Source organism: Nocardia sp. NPDC055050 (assembly GCF_053608345.1).
On the sequence record NZ_JBSGVG010000012.1, the window covers coordinates 31,877 to 49,410 of the forward strand.

The window sequence follows — 17,534 nt, forward strand, 5'->3', positions numbered from 1 at the left end:
GATGACCTGCTGTGCCACCTTCCCAAGGATCGGCGCATCCGTTCCGGCTGCTCGGCGTCTACGCCGCGCTGCTGGCCGTGATCTACGCGCTGGTGTTCTTCACCGGTGACCATTCCCCGTCGGCCAAGCTCGGCATCGACCTGCAGGGCGGTACCCGCGTCACGTTGACCGCGCGGACCCCCGACGGCAACAAGCCGAGCCAGGACAGCCTGAAGAAGGCGCAGGAGATCATCGAGAGCCGCGTCAACGGTCTCGGCGTCTCCGGCTCCGAGGTGGTCATCGACGGTGACAACCTGGTCATCACGGTGCCCGGTGAGGACAGCCAGCAGGCACGCGCGCTGGCCACCACCGCCAAGCTCTACATCCGCCCGGTGCTGTTCGCGACCGAGCCGCAGGCAGGCGGCGCGGCTCCGCCCGCGACCGGTACCGCGCCACCGGGTGGCACCGCGCCCCCCGCGGCCACGGAGACGCCGGCGCCCGTGCCCGGCGAGTCGACCCCGCCCGCCGAGGGCGCGACGACCCCGGCGCCGCAGTCGCGGGTGTTCCCTGCGCAGGCACCGCCGACGCCGACGCCGCCGCCCGGTGGGCTCACCACCCAGCAGCAGCAGGCCAAGGAGATCGCCGACGCCAAGGCACTGCGTCAGAGCACCGATCAGCAGGTTCAGCAGGTCGCCGTGGCGGCCATGGACTGCACCAAGCCCGACCCGCTGACCGGTAACGACGACCCGGCCCTTCCCCTGGTCACCTGCTCGCAGGACGGCACCGAGGTCTTCCTGCTCGGCCCGAGCCGCATCGACGGCCAGGAGATCGCCGACGCGACCTCCGGCCTGAACTCCCAGCAGGCCCGGCACGAGGTGAACCTCGAGTTCAAGTCCTCCGGTGCCGACGCCTGGTCGAAGCTGACCGGTGAGTACGTCAACAAGCGGGTCGCGTTCGTGCTCGACTCGAAGGTCGTGAGCGCGCCGCAGGTGCAGCAGGGCCCGCAGCTGGGTGGTCGTACCTCGATCTCGGGCAGCTTCACCGCCGACAGCGCGGCCGAGCTGGCCAACACGCTGAAGTACGGTTCGCTGCCGCTGTCGTTCCAGACCTCCGAAGCGGAGACGGTCTCGGCGACGCTGGGCCTGTCCTCGCTGAAGGCGGGTCTGCTGGCCGGCGCCGTCGGCCTGATCGCGGTGCTGCTGTACTGCCTGCTCGTGTACCGGATGCTCGGCCTGCTGGCCGGGTTCTCGCTGATCGCGGCCGGTGTCGCGGTCTACGGCATCATCGTGCTGCTCGGGCGGTGGATCGGGTTCACCCTCGACCTCGCGGGTATCGCCGGTCTGATCATCGGTATCGGTTTGACGGCCGACTCGTTCGTGGTGTTCTTCGAACGCATCAAGGACGAGATGCGCGAAGGCCGCAGCTTCCGCTCGGCGGTGCCGCGCGGTTGGCAGCGAGCCCAGCGCACCAACCTGTCCGGTAAGACGGTCAGCTTGATCGCCTCGGTCGTGCTGTACCTGCTCGCCGCCGGTCAGGTGAAGGGCTTCGCCTTCACCCTCGGTGTCACCACAGTGCTCGACGTGATCGTGCTGTACCTGGTCACCGCACCGCTGCTGATGCTCGCCTCGCGATCGCCGTTCTGGGCCAAGCCGTCGGTGAACGGACTCGGCTCGGTTCAGCAGATCGCCAGGGAACGCGGCCAGGCCAGGTCGAAGGAGATGTCACGATGAGCAACGACAAACCCACCGAGGAATCGGTGAACCTGGACTCCGAGCCCACGCAGGGCCCCAAGCACGGGTTCTTCGAACGTCTCTACACCGGCACCGGCGGCTTCCCCATCGTCAGCAGGCGCAAGTTCTTCTACGCGCTGTCGGCGGTGCTGCTGTTGATCTCGCTGCTCAGCATCGGGGTGCGCGGTTTCACGCTCGGTATCGACTTCGAGGGCGGCTCGCGTATCCAGATCCCCGCGGCCGAGGGCGTCACCACCCAGGAGGTGGAAGACGTCTACTCGCAGGCGCTCGGCCACGGACCGGTATCGGTGCAGAAGGTCGGCTCCGGGGACGCGGCCACCATCCAGGTGCGTTCGGAAACGCTAGACCTGGAACAGATCGACCAGCTCCAGACCGCGCTCTACGACGAATTCCAGCCCAAGGACTCGTCCGGGCAGGTGAGCCGCAACGCCATCAGCATCGCCGAGATCAGCGAAACCTGGGGCGGGCAGATCACCCAGAAGGCGCTGATCGCGCTGGCGGTGTTCGTGCTGTTGACGATGGTCTACATCGCCATCCGTTTCGAGCGGGACATGTCCGTCGCGGCGATCGTGTCGCTGTTCTTCAACCTGTTCGTGACGGCGGGTATCTACTCGCTGGTCGGGTTCGAGGTGACACCGGCCGCGGTGATCGGTCTGCTCACGATTCTGGGCTACGTGCTCTACGACAACGTGGTGGTCTTCGACAAGGTCGAGGAGAACACCCGTGGCGTGCTGCACCTGAACAAACGTACCTACGCCGAACAGGCCAACCTGGCCGCCAACCAGACGCTGATGCGCTCGATCAGCACCACCGTGATCGGCATCCTGCCGATCATCGGCATGTTGGTGATCGCGGTGTGGTTGCTCGGGGTCGGCACGCTCAAGGACCTCGCGCTGGTGCAGCTGGTCGGCATGATCGTCGGCGCCTACTCCTCGATCTTCCTCGCCGTGCCGGTGCTGGTCTCGATCAAGGAACGCTGGGGTCCGGTGGCCGCGCACACCAAGAAGGTCCTGGACAAGCGCGCCGGTGTCGGTGCGGGCGCTCGGGTTCCGGTGGGCGCGACGGCTGCCCGTGGCGCGCGACCGACCGGCAGCGGTGCGCCGCGGCCGGGGTCGCGTCCGAGTGGGAAGCGGCAGCAGAGAAGGCACTGACGACCGACTAGCAGGGGGTCTCATCATGCGACGCAGCACGATTCGACTGATCACCGTGCTCGCCACGGCGGCTGTGACCACCTCCGTGGTGGCCGGGTGCTCGACCAAGAACCAGGTGCCCTCCATCGGGTACGCGGTCGACGCCGCGGTCGCCAGCTACAACGGCGCGAGCACGCTCGGCGCGAGCAGCGGCGCCGCGGCGGTGTTCGGCCGGGTGCTGACCGGGTTCTTCTACACCGGACCCGACGGTCAGCAGGTGGCCGACACCGACGTCGGCACGGCCAAGGAAGTGCCGGGCGAGACGCAGACGGTGCAGTACCGGCTCAACCCGGACGGGGTTTACTCCGACGGGGTGAAGACCTCCTGCGACGATCTGGTGCTGGCGTGGTCGGCGCGCTCGGGCAAGTTCACCCGCCCCGGCGACCGTGGGCCCGTCTCGTTGTTCGACGCCGCGAGCACCGTGGGCTACGACGAGATCGAACGGATCGACTGTCAGCCCGGGTCCAAGGACGCCACCGTGGTGTTCCGGCCGGGCAAGCACTACCTGCCGTGGCGGACGCTGTTCACCGCGGCCGAGGTGATGCCTGCCCATGTGGTGGCGCAGGCGGTGGGTGTGCCGAACGTGGTGAACGCCCTGCAGACCGGCGACGGTGCGGTGATCGGCCGGATCGCCGACTTCTGGAATACCGGCTGGACCGTGAAGGCCGGGGCGCTCGACCTGACGAAGTTCCCGTCGTCGGGGCCGTATCGGATCGAATCCTTCAGCGCGAAGGACGGTCTGGTGCTGGTCGCCAATGAGAAGTGGTGGGGTGACGCGCCCGAGACGAAGCGGATCGTGGTGTGGCCCAAGGGCACCGACTTCGCCGCCAAGGCGAAGGAGAACGCGTTCGGGGTCGTCGATCTCGGGGCCGGGTCGGTCGCGGATCTGAAGCTCGACGGTTTCGACGAGCGGACGGTGGCGAGCCGTAGCGCCGAGCAACTCGTGCTCGCCACCGGTGGGGTGTTCTCACGGGTGGAGGTGCGCCGGGCGTTCGCACAGTGTGTGCCGCGCCAGGCACTGTTCGACACGCTGGGTAAAGCGGGTGAGCCCGCGCCGCACGGCCTCGGCGCGGGAGTGCTGAACGCCCATGTGGTACAGCAGGATTCGCTGTACTACCCCGCAGTGACCGGAGGTGCCGACCGGTATCGCGGCGCCGACATCCCCGCGGCCACCGCGACGTTGGCGTCCTCCGGCACGGCGCAGCCGACGGTGCGGATCGGCTATCAGGGTCCCGATGCCCGCCGTGCGCAGACCGTGGCGATGATCGCCGAGACCTGCCGCGGCGCGGGCATCACCGTGGTCGACGCGGGTTCGCCCGACTTCACCCCGGTGAAGCTCCCCGAGGGCGCGGTCGACGCGGTCCTCGGCGGAACCGGCGCGGTGCCGGGGCCCGCGGGATCGAGCGAGGGCGCTGCCGCGTTCGCCGCGTTGCGGGCAGGTAGCGGCCTCGATTTCGGTGGCTTCGCTAACGGTCGCTACGATGCGATCACCGATCAGCTTGCGGGCGAAGCCAACTCGACCGCGACGCTGAACCTGCTGACCGAGGCCGAGAACCTGCTGTGGGCGCAGCTACCGAGCATTCCGTTGTTCGCGACGCCGCGCATCATCGCGTTCGGTAACGGGATGCAGAACGGGATCGCCGGGCCGACACAGGCCGGTACCGGCTGGAACATGGATCGCTGGGTGTTGCAGCGATGAGCGCACGTGATGAAAGAGGGTTGATGAGCAAGCACGCGGTGGTCGAGTCCGACGATCAGGCCAGTGAGCGCACCGCCGAGGCGGCCGCCGCGGTCACCCGGCTGACCCGCTGGCACGACGACTTCCCCACGCCGGGTGTGCGTTTCGCCGATCTCACTCCCGTGTTCGCCGACGCCGTCGGCTTCCGCGCGGTCATCGACTGCTTCGCCGCCATCGCGCCCGACGCCGACCTCGTGGCAGGCGTCGACGCGCGTGGCTTCCTGCTCGGAGCGGGCGTCGCCGCGACGCTCGGCACCGGCGTGCTCGCCATCCGCAAGGGCGGCAAGCTCCCGCCGCCGGTCGTCTCACGCGAGTACAAGCTCGAATACGGTTCCGCCGCACTGGAAATCCCCGCCGACGGCGTCGACCTCGAGGGCAAGCGGATTCTGCTGCTCGACGACGTCCTCGCCACCGGCGGCACTCTCGCCGCCGCGGCCGCCCTGTTCAAGGAGGTCGGCGCCGAGGTGGTGGCCGCCGCCGTGGTGATGGAACTCGAGTTCCTGAAGGGCCGCGAGCACCAGGGTGACTACCCGGTGAGCTCGATCGTCAAGATCTGACTCAGCGCGCTGCCCGCAGCATCGGCCACAGCATCGGGCCGCCCGGGACCTGCAATTCGCCGGTCACGACGAAGCCGAAGCGTTCGTAGTACGGGACGTTGACCGGGTTGCTCGATTCCAGATAGGCGACACCGTGCTCGGCGTCGACGCGGTCGAGCCGGCTGTGGAGCAGGGCGCTCCCGTAACCTCCGCCTCGGACATCGGGGGCGGAGCCGAGCATCGCCAGATACCAGTGTGGTTCGGTCGGATGGTTCTTCTTCAGCAGGTCACCCACCTGTTTGCCGGCCAGGGTGCGGCGGCCGAACGCGCGCCAGATACCGGGCAGCGTGCGAAGTTCGGTCAGGGGTGACGGGTTCTGACGGTGCGGTGGGGTCCACAGGGCCACGCCGCCCACCGTGTCGTCGGGGCGCAGCGCGAGGTCGGAGGCATCCGCCGGTAGGAAGAGGTGGCGCGCCATCGTGGCGAAGAACCGGGGCAGGCCGGCGGCACGCCGATCCGGATCCGGCAGGATCCAGCTCATCACCGGGTCGTGCTGGAACGCCGCGGCCAGCGTCTCGGCCACCGCGCCGACATCGTGCCGGGCCGCGTTGCGCACCACAATCGTCGCCATCGCACTCCTTCGATCCGGGTTCGCCCACGAGATGGCGACTCGCGTCCAGGCTAGCTTTTCCATGACGGGCCTCACAGGAGGAGAAAAGGGGTGGCGCGTCGGGGTAGCTCGGTGTTATCAATGAAGGGTCTTGTTCCCGGCGATCGGAGCCACGCGTTGATTTCTTGAGGTAGCGCTCTCGGACGGTCCGCATTCTGCGCACCGTGTTTCCGTCGCACCTCCAGGGGATCCGCATGACCTCTCTTTCCTTGTCCGATCTCACCTTTCACTGGCCGGATGGCACCGCTGTCTTCGACGGGCTCGATGCTGTCGTCGGCCCCGGTCAGATCGGTCTCGTCGGTAGCAACGGGGCCGGTAAATCGACGCTGTTGCGGCTGGTCGCCGGTGAACTGAAGCCGGTGCGTGGGTCGATCTCCGTGCCGGGCAGTCTCGGCTATCTCCGGCAGGACCTGGGCATGCAGACCGGTCAGCGGGTGGACGCGGTGCTCGGTATCGCCGAGGTACGCGGCGCGCTGCACCGTATCGAGAGCGGCGCCGGCGAGCCCGCCGACTTCGACACGGTCGGCATGTCCTGGCAGATCGAGGACGAGGCTGTCGCACTGCTCGGCAAGCTCGGTCTCGACTATGTCGCCACCTCGGTCGACGACCTCGACCGCACCCTGGACACCCTCTCCGGTGGCGAAACCGTGCTGCTCGGCCTGGTCGCCGAGCTACTGCGCGAACCCGACGTGCTGCTACTCGACGAACCGACCAACAACCTCGACGCGGTCGCTCGCGGGCGGCTCTACGAGGTGATCCGGCAGTTCGCGGGCACCGTGATAGTGGTCAGCCACGATCGCGAACTGCTCGATCGGATGGACGGCATCGCCGAACTGCGCGCGGGCGAAATCCGCTCCTTCGGCGGTGGTTTCAGTGACTACGAGCGGATCATCGCGGCCGAGCAGGAAACGGCGCGCGCCGCCGTTCGCGATGCGCGCAGCGATGTGCGCAAGCAGGCGCGCGAACTCGTCGACGCCCGAACGAAACTGGACCGGCGGGCGCGCTTCGCACAGAAGATGCAGGACAACAAGCGGGTACCGAAAATCGTCGCGGGACTGCGCAAGAACGCCGCGGAGGTATCGGCGGGCAAACTGCGCAACTCCCATATCGACAAACTCGACTCTGCCCGCGAAACCCTTGATCAGGCCGAGGAATTGGTGCGCGCGGACCGGGAGATCCGCGTCGAGCTCCCCGGCACCCGGCTGTATCCGGGACAGGATGTGCTCGACCTACAACAGGTCGAGCTGGCCAACGGTCCGGTGGTCGACCTGCGCGTGAGCGGACCGGAGCGGATCGCGGTGACCGGCCGCAACGGCGCGGGCAAAACCACCCTGCTGCGTCGGATCGTCGCCGAGGGACCGAAGGTTTCGTGGCGGTTGTTGCCGCAGCGACTCGATGTCTTCGACGAAACGCGAACGGTGTTCGAGAATGTCGCCGCCGCGGCACCGCACGCGACACCGGAACAGATCCGCGGTCAGCTCGCGCGCTTCCTGTTCCGCGGCGCCGACGCCGACATCGCGGCCGCCGCCCTCTCGGGCGGTGAACGACTGCGCGCCGCCCTGGCCACCCTGCTGCTCGCCGAACCGGCTCCCCGGCTGCTGATGCTCGATGAGCCCACCAACAACCTCGACCTGCCCAGCCTGGCTCATCTGACCCAGGCACTGGCGAGTTTCGAGGGTGCGCTGATCGTGGTGAGCCACGACGAACGCTTCCTCGACGACATCGGGGTCACCCGCAGGCTCGAGCTCACCCCGGACGGCCTGGCCGAAGACGGTCCGGTGGCTACCGCCCAGAACTCGCGGCCCGGCGCACCGCTCCCGGATACCGGAGCAGATTCGGGCCCAACCACACCGCCACCGCGGTGAGCGCGAGCCAGGGACGCAAGTGTGGGCGCATGCGCCGGATGCGGCCGTCGGAATCGAGGTCGAGCACCATCGCCTCGGTCATCCGGAAAGGCCCGAACCTCGCTTCGCCCAACAGGACTCGGGTGTCGCCGGTGCCCAGTGTGTCGGTCCATCGCAGATCGCTGACCGCGCGATAGACGAGGGTGAGCAACGGGGAGAGGTCGGTTCGGCCACGGAAGACGAGCCGCCCCGACACCGGTGAGATGAGCTCGGCATCGTCGGTCAAGGTGTCGAGCAGGGCGGGGATGTCGTTGTCGGTGGTCGCGCGCCGGAATCGGGCGACCGAATCGGTGGACACCGGATCGGCAAGGGCGTCGGGCATGGGAAATACACCTTCCTCTGTGGCGAATCCTTCAGGTGCCTCCCGACCGTAACCAGCTGACTTGCAAAAAGCAATGGACTACTCTGAGTGCTATGGCAAAAGTGGACCTCGCCGATATCGCGTGCTCGATCGCCCGTACCGTCGGCATCGTGGGGGAGCGGTGGACTCCCCTGATCCTGCGCGACCTGTTCCTCGGCATCAGCCGCTTCGAGGACCTGCGTCGAGACCTCGGCATCGCGTCCAATGTGCTGACCGATCGTCTTCGTACCCTGTGCGACCACGAGATCGTGGAAACCAGGGTGTACCAGGAGAACCCGACCCGCACCGAGTACGTCCTCACCGACCGCGGTCGCGATCTCTACCCGATCCTGACCATGCTGCTGGCGTGGGGAGATCGCTGGCTCGCCGGTGCGGATGGGCCGCCGCTGTCGGTGGTTCACCGCGACTGCGGTCACGTGACCGAGGGTGTCGTCGTCTGTCGAGCCTGCGCCGCTCCGCTCGCCTCGGACAATGTCACCTGGCATGCCGGCCCGGGCGGTAGGCCCGGTCCCGGTGTCGTTCTCGTCGCCTCGCGCTTGACGCCTCTGCCGGACGGCGCTGCCTCCTGCTGATCGGCTCCGGCGAATTCGCCCCGGCGCCTTGACGATCGTTGTTTTAGTTGAATAGACTAAAACAACGATCAAGGCGAGAGGGTGTGGTTCGGATGGGGTACGGGAACTGGGATGACACCGCCTACCGGGCGGGCAAGACGTATCGGGCGCGGCAGGGGGTGGACGATTTCGGGTACACGGCCGAGATGCGGGCGAAGCCGTATGACACGTGGTGCGCGCATCCGCTGCTCGATCCCTTCGGGGTCGGCACGCGCGAGTGCCGGGACTCGGCCGAGCACGGGAACTCACTGCCGGTCGCCGTGCTGTTCGATGTGACCGGGTCGATGGGCCGGGTGCCACGCATCATGCAGGACAAGCTGGGAAAGCTGCACGGGCTGCTGAAGAACAAGGGGTACGCGCAGGACCCGCAGGTCCTGTTCGGCGCGATCGGCGACGCCGACACCGACCGGGTGCCGTTGCAGGTCGGGCAGTTCGAATCCGACAACCGGATGGACGAACAGCTGCGGGCGATCCTGCTCGAAGGCGGCGGGGGCGGGCAGAAGTCCGAAAGCTATGAACTGGCCGCTTATTTCGTCGCCGAGCATGTCGCGACGGACGCATGGGACAAGCGCGGCAAGAAGGGATACCTGTTCCTGATCGGCGACGAACTGAACAAGCCTCGCCTGGCCGCCCGGCACATCAGGGCGGTGATCGGCGACCATGTGCGCCGCGACGTGTCCGTCGAGTCGATCTATCGCGAACTCGAGCGGCGCTGGCACGTGTACTACATCCTGCCGAATCAGTCGTCGTACTACCGGGATCCGGACATCGCCGAACACTGGCGGGCGTTGCTCGGGCAGAACTTCCTGAAACTCGACGACCCCGGCGCGGTCTGCGAACTGATCGCGCTGACCATCGGATTGGGCGAGGATCGGGTCGATCTCGACACCGGTCTGGCCGATCTGCGCGACGTCGGATCGAGTGACGAGGCCGATGCGGTCGGCCGAGCGCTCGGCTCGAAGCCCGGCCAGGCGCCGCGCGCGCTGCCGCCGGGGCGATGAGCCAGGTGTTCGGTGACAGGCACCTCGTCGTCGTCGATCTGGGCTTCGGTGACGCGGGCAAGGGCGCCACGGTCGACTGGTTGTGCTCGCCCGAGGCCGATCTCGGGGTGGCGGCCGTGGTGCGGTTCAACGGCGGTGCGCAGGCCGCGCACAACGTCGTGGCCGACGGTCGCCACCACACCTTCGCGCAATTCGGATCGGGGACTTTCTCGGGGGTCCCGACGCTGCTGTCGCGGCACATGCTGGTCGAGCCGATCGCGCTCGCCGCCGAGTCCGAACAGGTGGCGGCGCTCGGTGTGCACGACCCGCTCGGCCTGCTCGCCGTCGACGGCCGCGCCCTGCTGACCACGCCGATCCACATCGCGGCGAACCGTGCGCGCGAGGACGCGAGGGGTACTTCGCGGCACGGTTCCTGCGGCCGTGGTATCGGTGAAACAGCCTGGTACGCACTGGAGAACGACGCGCCGAGCGTTGCCGACTGCCGGGCTCCTGCCGTGCTGCGCGCCAAACTGGATCGGCTCGCGGCGCACTACGAGGACCTCATCGGCCCCAGCGCGCACGGGTACGAATCGATCGATGCCCTGGTGGCGATGTACGGCGATTTCGCGCGAGCCGTCCGCATCACCGGTGCGGAGGAACTCGCCCGGATCGCGCACGGTGGCCGATTGGTGTTCGAGGGCGCGCAGGGTGTGTTACTCGACGAGTGGCGCGGCCTGCACCCGCACACCACCTGGTCGACGGTCGAGCCACGCAACGCCCGCGCCATGATCCGCGACATCGGCGGATCCGCCGCGGTTCTCGGCGTGACCCGCACCTATATGACCCGGCACGGCGCGGGTCCGCTGCCGACCGAAGCACCGCTCGGTTTTCCCGAACCGCACAACGGCACCGGGCACTATCAGGGTGCGTTTCGGCAGGGACACCTGGATCCGATCCTGCTGCGCTACGCCGTCGACGTGTGCGGCGGGATCGACGGGCTGGTCGTCAACCACCTCGACATGCCCGGAACCCTCTGCGCCGCAGAGGCATACGAGACGCCGGCGGGCAGATCGGCCGAACTGGTCCCCGGCCGGTGGCGTGATCTCGGTCACCAGCAGCGGCTCACCGGTCAACTCCTCACTGCGACACCGATTCTCGTGCCGATCGACACCGACCCGGCAGCGTGGCTGGCCGAGCGGTTGCGGGTACCGGTGGTGCTGACCGGGCACGGCCCGGATCGGCGCGACCGCGCTGTCGCGGCTTCGGTCGCCGACCGGAGGGAGCGGACCGCTGATGTCGGTGGGCAGGGAAGAATCGGAGCATCCGTACCGTGAACCGCGGTACCGGCCGGTGACAACGTACTGCGCCCGGAGCAGAGCAGCTCGAGGCAGGATGGGATGACGTGGAGCAATCCGTTGTGTCGATCGATGTGGTGACCCTGCGGTGCTGGGATGCCGACAATGGCGTCCGGATCGGCATCGCCCCCCGCGAGTTCGAGCCGTTCACCGGCGAACTCGCGCTACCGGGTGTGCTACTCGGCCGCGGCGAACGTCTCGTCGACGCGGCCCGGCGCGCCGTCCACACCAAACTCGGGGTGCCACCCGCGGCGGTCGGCGCGGTCGGCCAGCTCGTGACGTTCGACGAACCACACCGCGACCCGCGCGGGCCGACGCTGGCCATCGCGATGTGGGCGGTGGTCGCCGAGCACGAGGGACCCGCCGAGTGGGTGGGCTTCGACGAGGTCCCGCCGCTGGCGTTCGACCACAATCGCATCGTCGATACCAGTCGTGCGTTGCTGGCCGGACTTCTGTGGAAGGACCCGACGCTCACCCGGGCACTGGCGGGCACCGAGTTCCCCGCCACCCGCGCGGTCGATCTCAGTACCTCCCTCCACGGCACTCGTCCCGACCCGGCCAACCTCAACCGCACGCTCGCCGCGATTCCAGGGCTCGGCCGGACCGGTGAACGTCGCCGGGTGAAAGCCACCGGGCGGCCTGCTGTGGTGTGGGCGTTCGACGTCGACGGACACTGAGCCCCGGCGACCGGATTTCCGACTCTCGCTCGGTATCGCCATCGGTGAGATCGCTTGCCTGCGGCAGTATTTCGGCGTGCGCGCCGAGGCGGCGGAACTCGCCTCGCCCGTTCGCGGGATGTTCAGCGAGGCGTCCGATGCGTGCGAAGCCGATGAAACGTCGATGAACACCGTCACGTCGGCCTCGCCGCGTCGGTGCCGATCCCGCATCGTGAGGACATGCGCGAGATGTCGGCTCCGGCGAAAGTGCTCGCAGCGCTGGTGACGGCGTTGGTGACGATTCCGCTGGTGGGATCGACGGCAGGCTCGGTAGCGGCGTTCGACGACGTGGGGGCGAGGGTCGACGCGGCCGCCGCGTTCGGTGCTCCACGGCGCGGGGCGGGCGAGGTGGTGAACAAGGTCGTCGTCATCGGGATCGACGGGCTGATGTTCGACAAGGCCGATGCGGCACAGGCACCGCGATTGCGGCATCTCGCCGCGCAAGGGCTGCTGTCGCAGGGGACCATCGCGGGGCACATCACGATTTCCGGGCCGTCGTGGGCCAGCGCGCTGACCGGGGTGTGGGACACCGAGCACGGGATCACCGGCAACGAATTCGACGCGAGTCCGTTCCTGGCGCACCCGAGCGTGTTCACCCGGATCGAACGGGCCGACCCCGCTCGGCACACGGTGTCCATCGGCACCTGGCATCAGATCGCGACGATCGCCGCCACCGGTGACCGGCGCGCCGACATCGCCCTCACCACCGCACCCGTCGTCGACGATCCCGATGAGTCGGCCACCGATGCCGCGACCGCCACCGAAGTGGTGTCCGCGATCGAGCGTTCCGGCCCCGATCTGGTCTTCACCCACCTCGACCAGATCGACCTGGCGGGCCACCGGCACGGCGGTGCGTCCCGCGCCTATCTCGCCGCGATTCGCCGGGTGGACGCGCTCGTCGGCCAGATCGTCGCGGCGGTCGACCAGCGCGCGCACGCTCATCCCCGCGAACAGTGGACCGTCCTGGTCACCACCGACCACGGCCACCTCCCGGCCGGTGGCCACGGCGGGCAGACCCCCGCCGAAACCGCCAACTTCGTCATCGCCCGCGGCCCCGACTTCACCCCGGGCACCGTGATCAGCGCCCACACCCTGGTGGACCTCACGCCCACCGTCCTCGACCTCCTCGCCGCCCCGCCCGGCCGTCTCGACGGCCACAGTCTCCGCACCCGCCCGATGCCAGGCGATGAGCGCTGAACAGGTTCGCCCCCAGGCACTCCCGCTCCGGCGGGATCCGCGACTCGGTCCCGAACAAAACCACTGATCACGCTGGGAGATGGGAAACGCGCCGGGGACCTCCGAACCTGTCGAACACCTATCCGCACTCCCGGAAACTCACTACGCTGCCCGGGAACGACCGGCAGAAACCGCGAAGAGGCGGATTAGCCGCAGGCCTGTGACCCCGGTGACTCGAACGCCAGGTCGGTACGAGGACTAAAGTGAGGACCTGGGCGGTTGCAGCACTCGGCCGACAAGGTCCGAATGCAGCGTGAGAGGTGGTGGCATGACTCGACAACTGGGCGAGGCGAAGGTTGGGCAGGAATCCACCGGCGCCACGCCGAGCCAGGGTGCACCGGCGAAGACCCCCGAAACCGCCAAGCAGTCCCCGACAGCCTCGGTGCCCAGTTCGGCGTCTCGGCGGGTTCGTGCGCGGCTGGCCCGGCGGATGACCGGTCAACGGGGGATCGCGGCGGTCAAGCCGGTGCTCGAACCGTTGGCCACCGTCCACCGCGAGCTGTACCCGAAGGCCAATCTCGGCCTGCTCCAGCGCGCCTTCGACGTCGCCGACGAACGCCACGCCAAGCAGTTCCGCAAGTCCGGCGACCCCTACATCACGCACCCGCTCGCCGTCGCCAACATCCTGGCCGAGCTCGGCATGGACACGACCACCCTGGTCGCGGCCCTGCTGCACGACACCGTCGAGGACACCGGCTACTCCCTCGAGCAGCTCAAGGAAGAGTTCGGGCAGGAAGTCGCCCACCTCGTCGACGGGGTCACCAAACTCGACAAGGTCAACCTGGGCGCGGCGGCCGAGGCCGAGACCATCCGCAAGATGATCATCGCCATGGCCCGCGACCCACGTGTGCTGGTGATCAAGGTCGCCGACCGGTTGCACAACATGCGCACCATGCGTTTCCTGCCGCCGGAGAAGCAGGCCAAGAAGGCCAAGGAAACCCTCGAGGTGATCGCGCCGCTGGCGCACCGCCTCGGGATGGCCACGGTCAAATGGGAGCTGGAGGACCTCGCCTTCGCGATCCTGCACCCCAAGAAGTACGACGAGATCGTGCGCCTGGTCGCCGATCGCGCGCCCTCGCGTGACACCTATCTGGCGAAGGTGCGCGCGGAGATCACCAACACCCTGGCCGCGTCGCGGATCAACGCGATCGTCGAAGGCAGGCCCAAGCACTACTGGTCGATCTATCAGAAGATGATCGTCAAGGGCAAAGACTTCGACGACATCCATGACCTGGTCGGCATGCGGATCCTGTGCGAGGAAGTCCGCGACTGCTACGCCGCGGTCGGCGTCGTGCACTCGCTGTGGCAGCCGATGGCGGGGCGGTTCAAGGACTACATCGCGCAGCCGCGCTACGGCGTCTACCAATCGCTGCACACGACGGTGGTCGGCCCCGACGGCAAGCCGCTCGAGGTGCAGATCCGCACGCAGGACATGCACCGGACCGCCGAGTTCGGCATCGCCGCGCACTGGCGGTACAAGGAGACGAAGGGCAAGCACTCCGGTGACGCCGCCGAAGTCGACGACATGGCGTGGATGCGTCAGCTGCTCGACTGGCAGCGGGAGGCCGCCGACCCCGCGGAGTTCCTCGAATCGCTACGCTTCGACCTGAAGTCGCCGGAGATCTTCGTGTTCACGCCCAAGGGCGATGTGATCACGCTGCCGCAGAAGTCCACTCCGGTCGACTTCGCGTACGCGGTGCACACCGAGGTCGGGCACAAGTGCATCGGCGCGCGGGTGAACGGTCGCCTGGTGGCGCTGGAACGGCAGCTGGAGAACGGCGAAGTCGTGGAGGTGTTCACCTCCAAGGCGCAGAACGCGGGACCCAGTCGCGACTGGCAGAAGTTCGTGGTCTCACCGCGCGCGAAAGCCAAGATTCGCCAGTGGTTTGCCAAAGAACGGCGCGAGGAAGCGCTCGAGAGCGGCAAGGAGCAGATCTCCAAGGAGGTCCGCCGCGTCGGGCTGCCGCTGCAGCGGTTGATGAGTGTCGAGGCGATGACCGCGGTCGCGCACGAGCTGCACTACAGCGACATCTCCACCCTCTACACCGCGGTCGGCGAGCACCAGGTGTCGGCGCATCACGTGGTGCAGCGGCTCATGGCCCAGCTCGGCGGCATCGGCGATGTGGAGAACGAGCTGGCCGAGCGGTCGACACCGTCGACCACGCCGGCCCGTCAGCGGGTCACCGGGGACGCCGGCGTGCTCATTCCCGGTGCGCCGGGAACGGTCGCGAAGCTGGCCAAGTGCTGCACGCCGGTGCCGGGTGACGAGATCATGGGCTTCGTGACCCGCGGTGGCGCGGTGAGCGTGCACCGGACCGACTGCACCAACGCCGATTCCCTGCAGGAGCAGTCGGAGCGGATCATCGAGGTCGAATGGGCGCCCTCGCCCTCGTCGGTGTTCCTGGTCGCGATCCAGATCGAGGCGCTCGACCGCACCCGATTGCTCTCGGATGTGACCAAGGTGCTGGCCGACGAGAAGGTCAACATCCTGTCCGCCTCGGTGGCCACCCATGGCGACCGTGTCGCGATCAGCAAGTTCACCTTCGAGATGGGCGACCCCAAGCACCTCGGTCACCTGCTCAATGTGGTGCGCAACGTCGAAGGCGTCTACGACGTGTACCGGGTGACCTCCGCCGCCTGACCCCGACCACGGCCCGGGCACTCTCCTCGCGAGGGTGCCCGGGCCGCTGTCTGCCCAGGTGATCGCCGAAAGGTTGCTGGTCGCATCGGGTTTGCCGGGGGCAGCGAAAGGGCCGATTAGGGCAGCGGTTGGGTTACCCGGAATCTGTTACGGTTTAGTGCGTTTCAACGCTCCACTGGTCAGCCGAAACGGACTGTGATGCGGATCGATATGGCTCGGTGCACGACACGACTCACGGGGACGCTGATCGCGTTCACCGTCGCTTCGCTGTCGGTTACGGCGGGGGTGGCCGGCGCGGAAGACGGTACACCCACCACGCCGTCTACACACGTATCCATCGCCGCGTGTCCGGCGCTCTACGCCTTGGGAATTCAGGGCACGGGTGAGTCCTCGCCCGACGCGGCGCCCAGCACCGACACCGGGATGCTGTCGACGGTGTTCCGTCCGATGTTCGCCGGTGCGGCCGACCCGGGCCTCGTCGATCGTGCGTACGTGCCCTATGAGGCCGGTTTCGGCGGTGCGGTCCAGGGCGGCGCGGTGCCGTACACCGAATCGGTGGCCGGGGGCCTGGAACGACTTCGCGCGATGGCGACCCAGGTGGCGCAGCGCTGCCCGGACACCCGGTTCGCGGTCGTCGGCTATTCCCAAGGTGCCCACGTCGCCTCGCTGTTCGCCCAGGAGGTCGGAGCGGGCACCGGGGCACTGCCCGCGGACAAGGTCGCCGCGGTCGCGTTGTTCGCCGACCCGACCCGTGCCGAGAACGCGCCACTGTTTCCCGGCGCGCCCGACCGGACCGCACCACTGGCGGCGCCGGGAACCTCCGGCGACGCGGTGGCGAACATCGGTGCCGTGCGTCAAGGGGTCGCCTCCGGTGGTGGGCTCGCCCCGCAGAGCGAGCAGACCGACGACTTCGGTAAACTGACCGGTCGTGTCGCAAGCTTTTGTGCCACAGGCGATCTCGCGTGTGATGCACCGCAGGGCGCGCCGATCGTGCGCGCCGTCACCAACCTCATGAGCCAGTCGAAACTCTCCGGCGGCGATCCGATCGGCTCGTTGACCTCGATCGCGCAGGCGCTGGCGTTCACCTCCATCAAAACCGCCACCGCGGTGGTCGAGGAGGACATCTCCGGCGCCACCCTGGCCGACGTGTCGATCTCGCCGAAGAAGTCGATCTCACAGCGAGTGTCCGATGCCTCGGACCCGAACAGCAAGCTCGACATGAACGCCGCGTATCAGGCGCTGCTGAAGGTCGGCATGATCGGCCTGAACGCTGTCGCCACCGTGGTGAAGTCGGTGATCAGCCCGGCGAGTATCAGCGAATTGGCCACGGCCACACTGTCGAATCCGCTGGCCGGACTGACGCTGCTCGGGACGAAACTGGCAGGCGCGGTCCCGCAACTGGTGCCGCCGACCACCGGGGTTCGGCTGGTCAACGAGGCGTTCACCGCGGTCCAGCAGAATGTGACCGACAACGCCGAACTCCTCGACGTCACCACCTGGGTGCGCTACTGGGACACGCTGCAACGCCATGACGCGTACTCGCGGATGGGCGTCGGCGCGAACGGCGCCACCCCGACGGAGTACGTCGGCCGGTGGTTCGCCGCGCTCGCCCACGACGCGGCAGGCGTTTCCGGGAAGGGAACGGTACCGGTCGGCGGGTCCGACTCGCGTGGTATGGGAATATTCCAGAGCCCGACCGGCGCGTCTACGACAACCAAACCCTCCGGTGGGGGACAATTTCCGTTCGGGACAGGAGCCGATGGCGCCTCATCCGGCGGCGCGACGACTCCGCCTGCCGCGACACCCGTAACCACCGCACCCACCACCCGTCCGTTCTCTGTGAACTGATCACCGAGAGGTCTTCGA

14 protein-coding genes are annotated in these 17,534 nt (G+C 68.1%); 12 read left to right on the forward strand and 2 right to left on the reverse strand.

Annotation, left to right across the window (positions count from 1 at the left end; translation table 11 throughout):
• The first annotated feature begins 11 nt into the window (after positions 1-11).
• The 4 genes from secD to ACWGCN_RS14950 are packed head-to-tail and all read left to right on the forward strand — an operon-like array spanning position 12 to position 5,215.
• Positions 12-1,709: a protein translocase subunit SecD gene (gene secD / locus ACWGCN_RS14935; RefSeq protein ID WP_379314378.1), complete on the forward strand. Its 1,698-nt coding sequence runs from the start codon at positions 12-14 to the stop codon at positions 1,707-1,709.
• Positions 1,706-2,881 (forward strand): protein translocase subunit SecF, encoded by a 1,176-nt coding sequence (gene secF, locus ACWGCN_RS14940; RefSeq protein WP_452459195.1) that lies wholly within the window; start codon positions 1,706-1,708, stop codon positions 2,879-2,881. The genes secD and secF overlap by 4 nt, the downstream gene beginning before the upstream one ends.
• Positions 2,882-2,906: 25 nt before the next feature.
• The gene (locus ACWGCN_RS14945) at positions 2,907-4,619 is read left to right on the forward strand and encodes an ABC transporter substrate-binding protein (protein WP_452459196.1); all 1,713 of its coding nucleotides are present in this window, start codon (positions 2,907-2,909) and stop codon (positions 4,617-4,619) included.
• A gap of 23 nt (positions 4,620-4,642) precedes the next feature.
• Positions 4,643-5,215 carry an adenine phosphoribosyltransferase gene (locus ACWGCN_RS14950; RefSeq protein WP_378626917.1) on the forward strand — a complete coding sequence of 191 codons (573 nt, stop codon included), beginning with the start codon at positions 4,643-4,645 and terminating at the stop codon, positions 5,213-5,215.
• A gap of 1 nt (position 5,216) precedes the next feature.
• Here ACWGCN_RS14950 and ACWGCN_RS14955 read toward each other — a convergent pair whose 3' ends face one another.
• Entirely contained in the window at positions 5,217-5,825 is a 609-nt protein-coding gene (locus ACWGCN_RS14955; RefSeq protein ID WP_452459197.1) for a GNAT family N-acetyltransferase, read from the reverse strand.
• Between the two features lie 233 nt (positions 5,826-6,058).
• On the opposite strand from ACWGCN_RS14955, the gene ACWGCN_RS14960 reads away from it, so the two are divergent.
• Positions 6,059-7,729: an ABC-F family ATP-binding cassette domain-containing protein gene (locus ACWGCN_RS14960; protein ID WP_452459198.1), complete on the forward strand. Its 1,671-nt coding sequence runs from the start codon at positions 6,059-6,061 to the stop codon at positions 7,727-7,729.
• Here the strand turns inward: ACWGCN_RS14960 and ACWGCN_RS14965 are convergent.
• On the reverse strand, positions 7,647-8,090 hold the full coding sequence (locus tag ACWGCN_RS14965) for a nuclear transport factor 2 family protein (protein ID WP_452459199.1): 444 nt from the start codon (positions 8,088-8,090) through the stop codon (positions 7,647-7,649). The two genes, ACWGCN_RS14960 and ACWGCN_RS14965, sit on opposite strands and share 83 nt — an antisense overlap.
• 92 nt (positions 8,091-8,182) lie before the next feature.
• Between ACWGCN_RS14965 and ACWGCN_RS14970 the strand changes: the two genes are divergently transcribed.
• The 7 genes from ACWGCN_RS14970 (at position 8,183) to ACWGCN_RS15000 (ending at position 17,516) form a co-directional block, all read left to right on the forward strand.
• Positions 8,183-8,701, forward strand: coding sequence for a winged helix-turn-helix transcriptional regulator (locus tag ACWGCN_RS14970; RefSeq protein WP_452459200.1), 519 nt, complete (start codon positions 8,183-8,185; stop codon positions 8,699-8,701).
• A gap of 92 nt (positions 8,702-8,793) precedes the next feature.
• Entirely contained in the window at positions 8,794-9,741 is a 948-nt protein-coding gene (locus tag ACWGCN_RS14975; RefSeq protein ID WP_387444439.1) for a hypothetical protein, read from the forward strand.
• On the forward strand, positions 9,738-11,054 hold the full coding sequence (locus ACWGCN_RS14980; protein WP_452459201.1) for an adenylosuccinate synthetase: 1,317 nt from the start codon (positions 9,738-9,740) through the stop codon (positions 11,052-11,054). The genes ACWGCN_RS14975 and ACWGCN_RS14980 overlap by 4 nt, the downstream gene beginning before the upstream one ends.
• Before the next feature lie 68 nt (positions 11,055-11,122).
• Positions 11,123-11,752: an NUDIX hydrolase gene (locus ACWGCN_RS14985; RefSeq protein ID WP_452459202.1), complete on the forward strand. Its 630-nt coding sequence runs from the start codon at positions 11,123-11,125 to the stop codon at positions 11,750-11,752.
• Positions 11,753-11,971: 219 nt separating this feature from the next.
• Positions 11,972-12,988 carry an alkaline phosphatase family protein gene (locus ACWGCN_RS14990; RefSeq protein ID WP_452459203.1) on the forward strand — a complete coding sequence of 339 codons (1,017 nt, stop codon included), beginning with the start codon at positions 11,972-11,974 and terminating at the stop codon, positions 12,986-12,988.
• 307 nt (positions 12,989-13,295) lie between these two features.
• Positions 13,296-15,668 (forward strand): RelA/SpoT family protein, encoded by a 2,373-nt coding sequence (locus tag ACWGCN_RS14995; protein WP_101467044.1) that lies wholly within the window; start codon positions 13,296-13,298, stop codon positions 15,666-15,668.
• A gap of 198 nt (positions 15,669-15,866) precedes the next feature.
• Positions 15,867-17,516, forward strand: coding sequence for a cutinase family protein (locus ACWGCN_RS15000; protein ID WP_452529039.1), 1,650 nt, complete (start codon positions 15,867-15,869; stop codon positions 17,514-17,516).
• The last annotated feature ends 18 nt before the right edge of the window (positions 17,517-17,534 follow it).

Bases quoted from the DNA above. Each gene is read 5' to 3' on its own strand.
- secF (WP_452459195.1), top strand. From the start codon at position 1,706: ATGAGCAACGACAAACCCACCGAGGAATCGGTGAACCTGGACTCCGAG.
- ACWGCN_RS14975 (WP_387444439.1), top strand. From the start codon at position 8,794: ATGGGGTACGGGAACTGGGATGACACCGCCTACCGGGCGGGCAAGACG.
- ACWGCN_RS14955 (WP_452459197.1), bottom strand. From the start codon at position 5,825: ATGGCGACGATTGTGGTGCGCAACGCGGCCCGGCACGATGTCGGCGCG.
- ACWGCN_RS14960 (WP_452459198.1), top strand. From the start codon at position 6,059: ATGACCTCTCTTTCCTTGTCCGATCTCACCTTTCACTGGCCGGATGGC.
- ACWGCN_RS14965 (WP_452459199.1), bottom strand. From the start codon at position 8,090: ATGCCCGACGCCCTTGCCGATCCGGTGTCCACCGATTCGGTCGCCCGA.
- ACWGCN_RS14950 (WP_378626917.1), top strand. From the start codon at position 4,643: ATGAGCAAGCACGCGGTGGTCGAGTCCGACGATCAGGCCAGTGAGCGC.
- ACWGCN_RS14945 (WP_452459196.1), top strand. From the start codon at position 2,907: ATGCGACGCAGCACGATTCGACTGATCACCGTGCTCGCCACGGCGGCT.
- ACWGCN_RS14970 (WP_452459200.1), top strand. From the start codon at position 8,183: ATGGCAAAAGTGGACCTCGCCGATATCGCGTGCTCGATCGCCCGTACC.
- ACWGCN_RS14980 (WP_452459201.1), top strand. From the start codon at position 9,738: ATGAGCCAGGTGTTCGGTGACAGGCACCTCGTCGTCGTCGATCTGGGC.
- ACWGCN_RS14995 (WP_101467044.1), top strand. From the start codon at position 13,296: ATGACTCGACAACTGGGCGAGGCGAAGGTTGGGCAGGAATCCACCGGC.
- ACWGCN_RS14990 (WP_452459203.1), top strand. From the start codon at position 11,972: ATGCGCGAGATGTCGGCTCCGGCGAAAGTGCTCGCAGCGCTGGTGACG.
- ACWGCN_RS15000 (WP_452529039.1), top strand. From the start codon at position 15,867: ATGCGGATCGATATGGCTCGGTGCACGACACGACTCACGGGGACGCTG.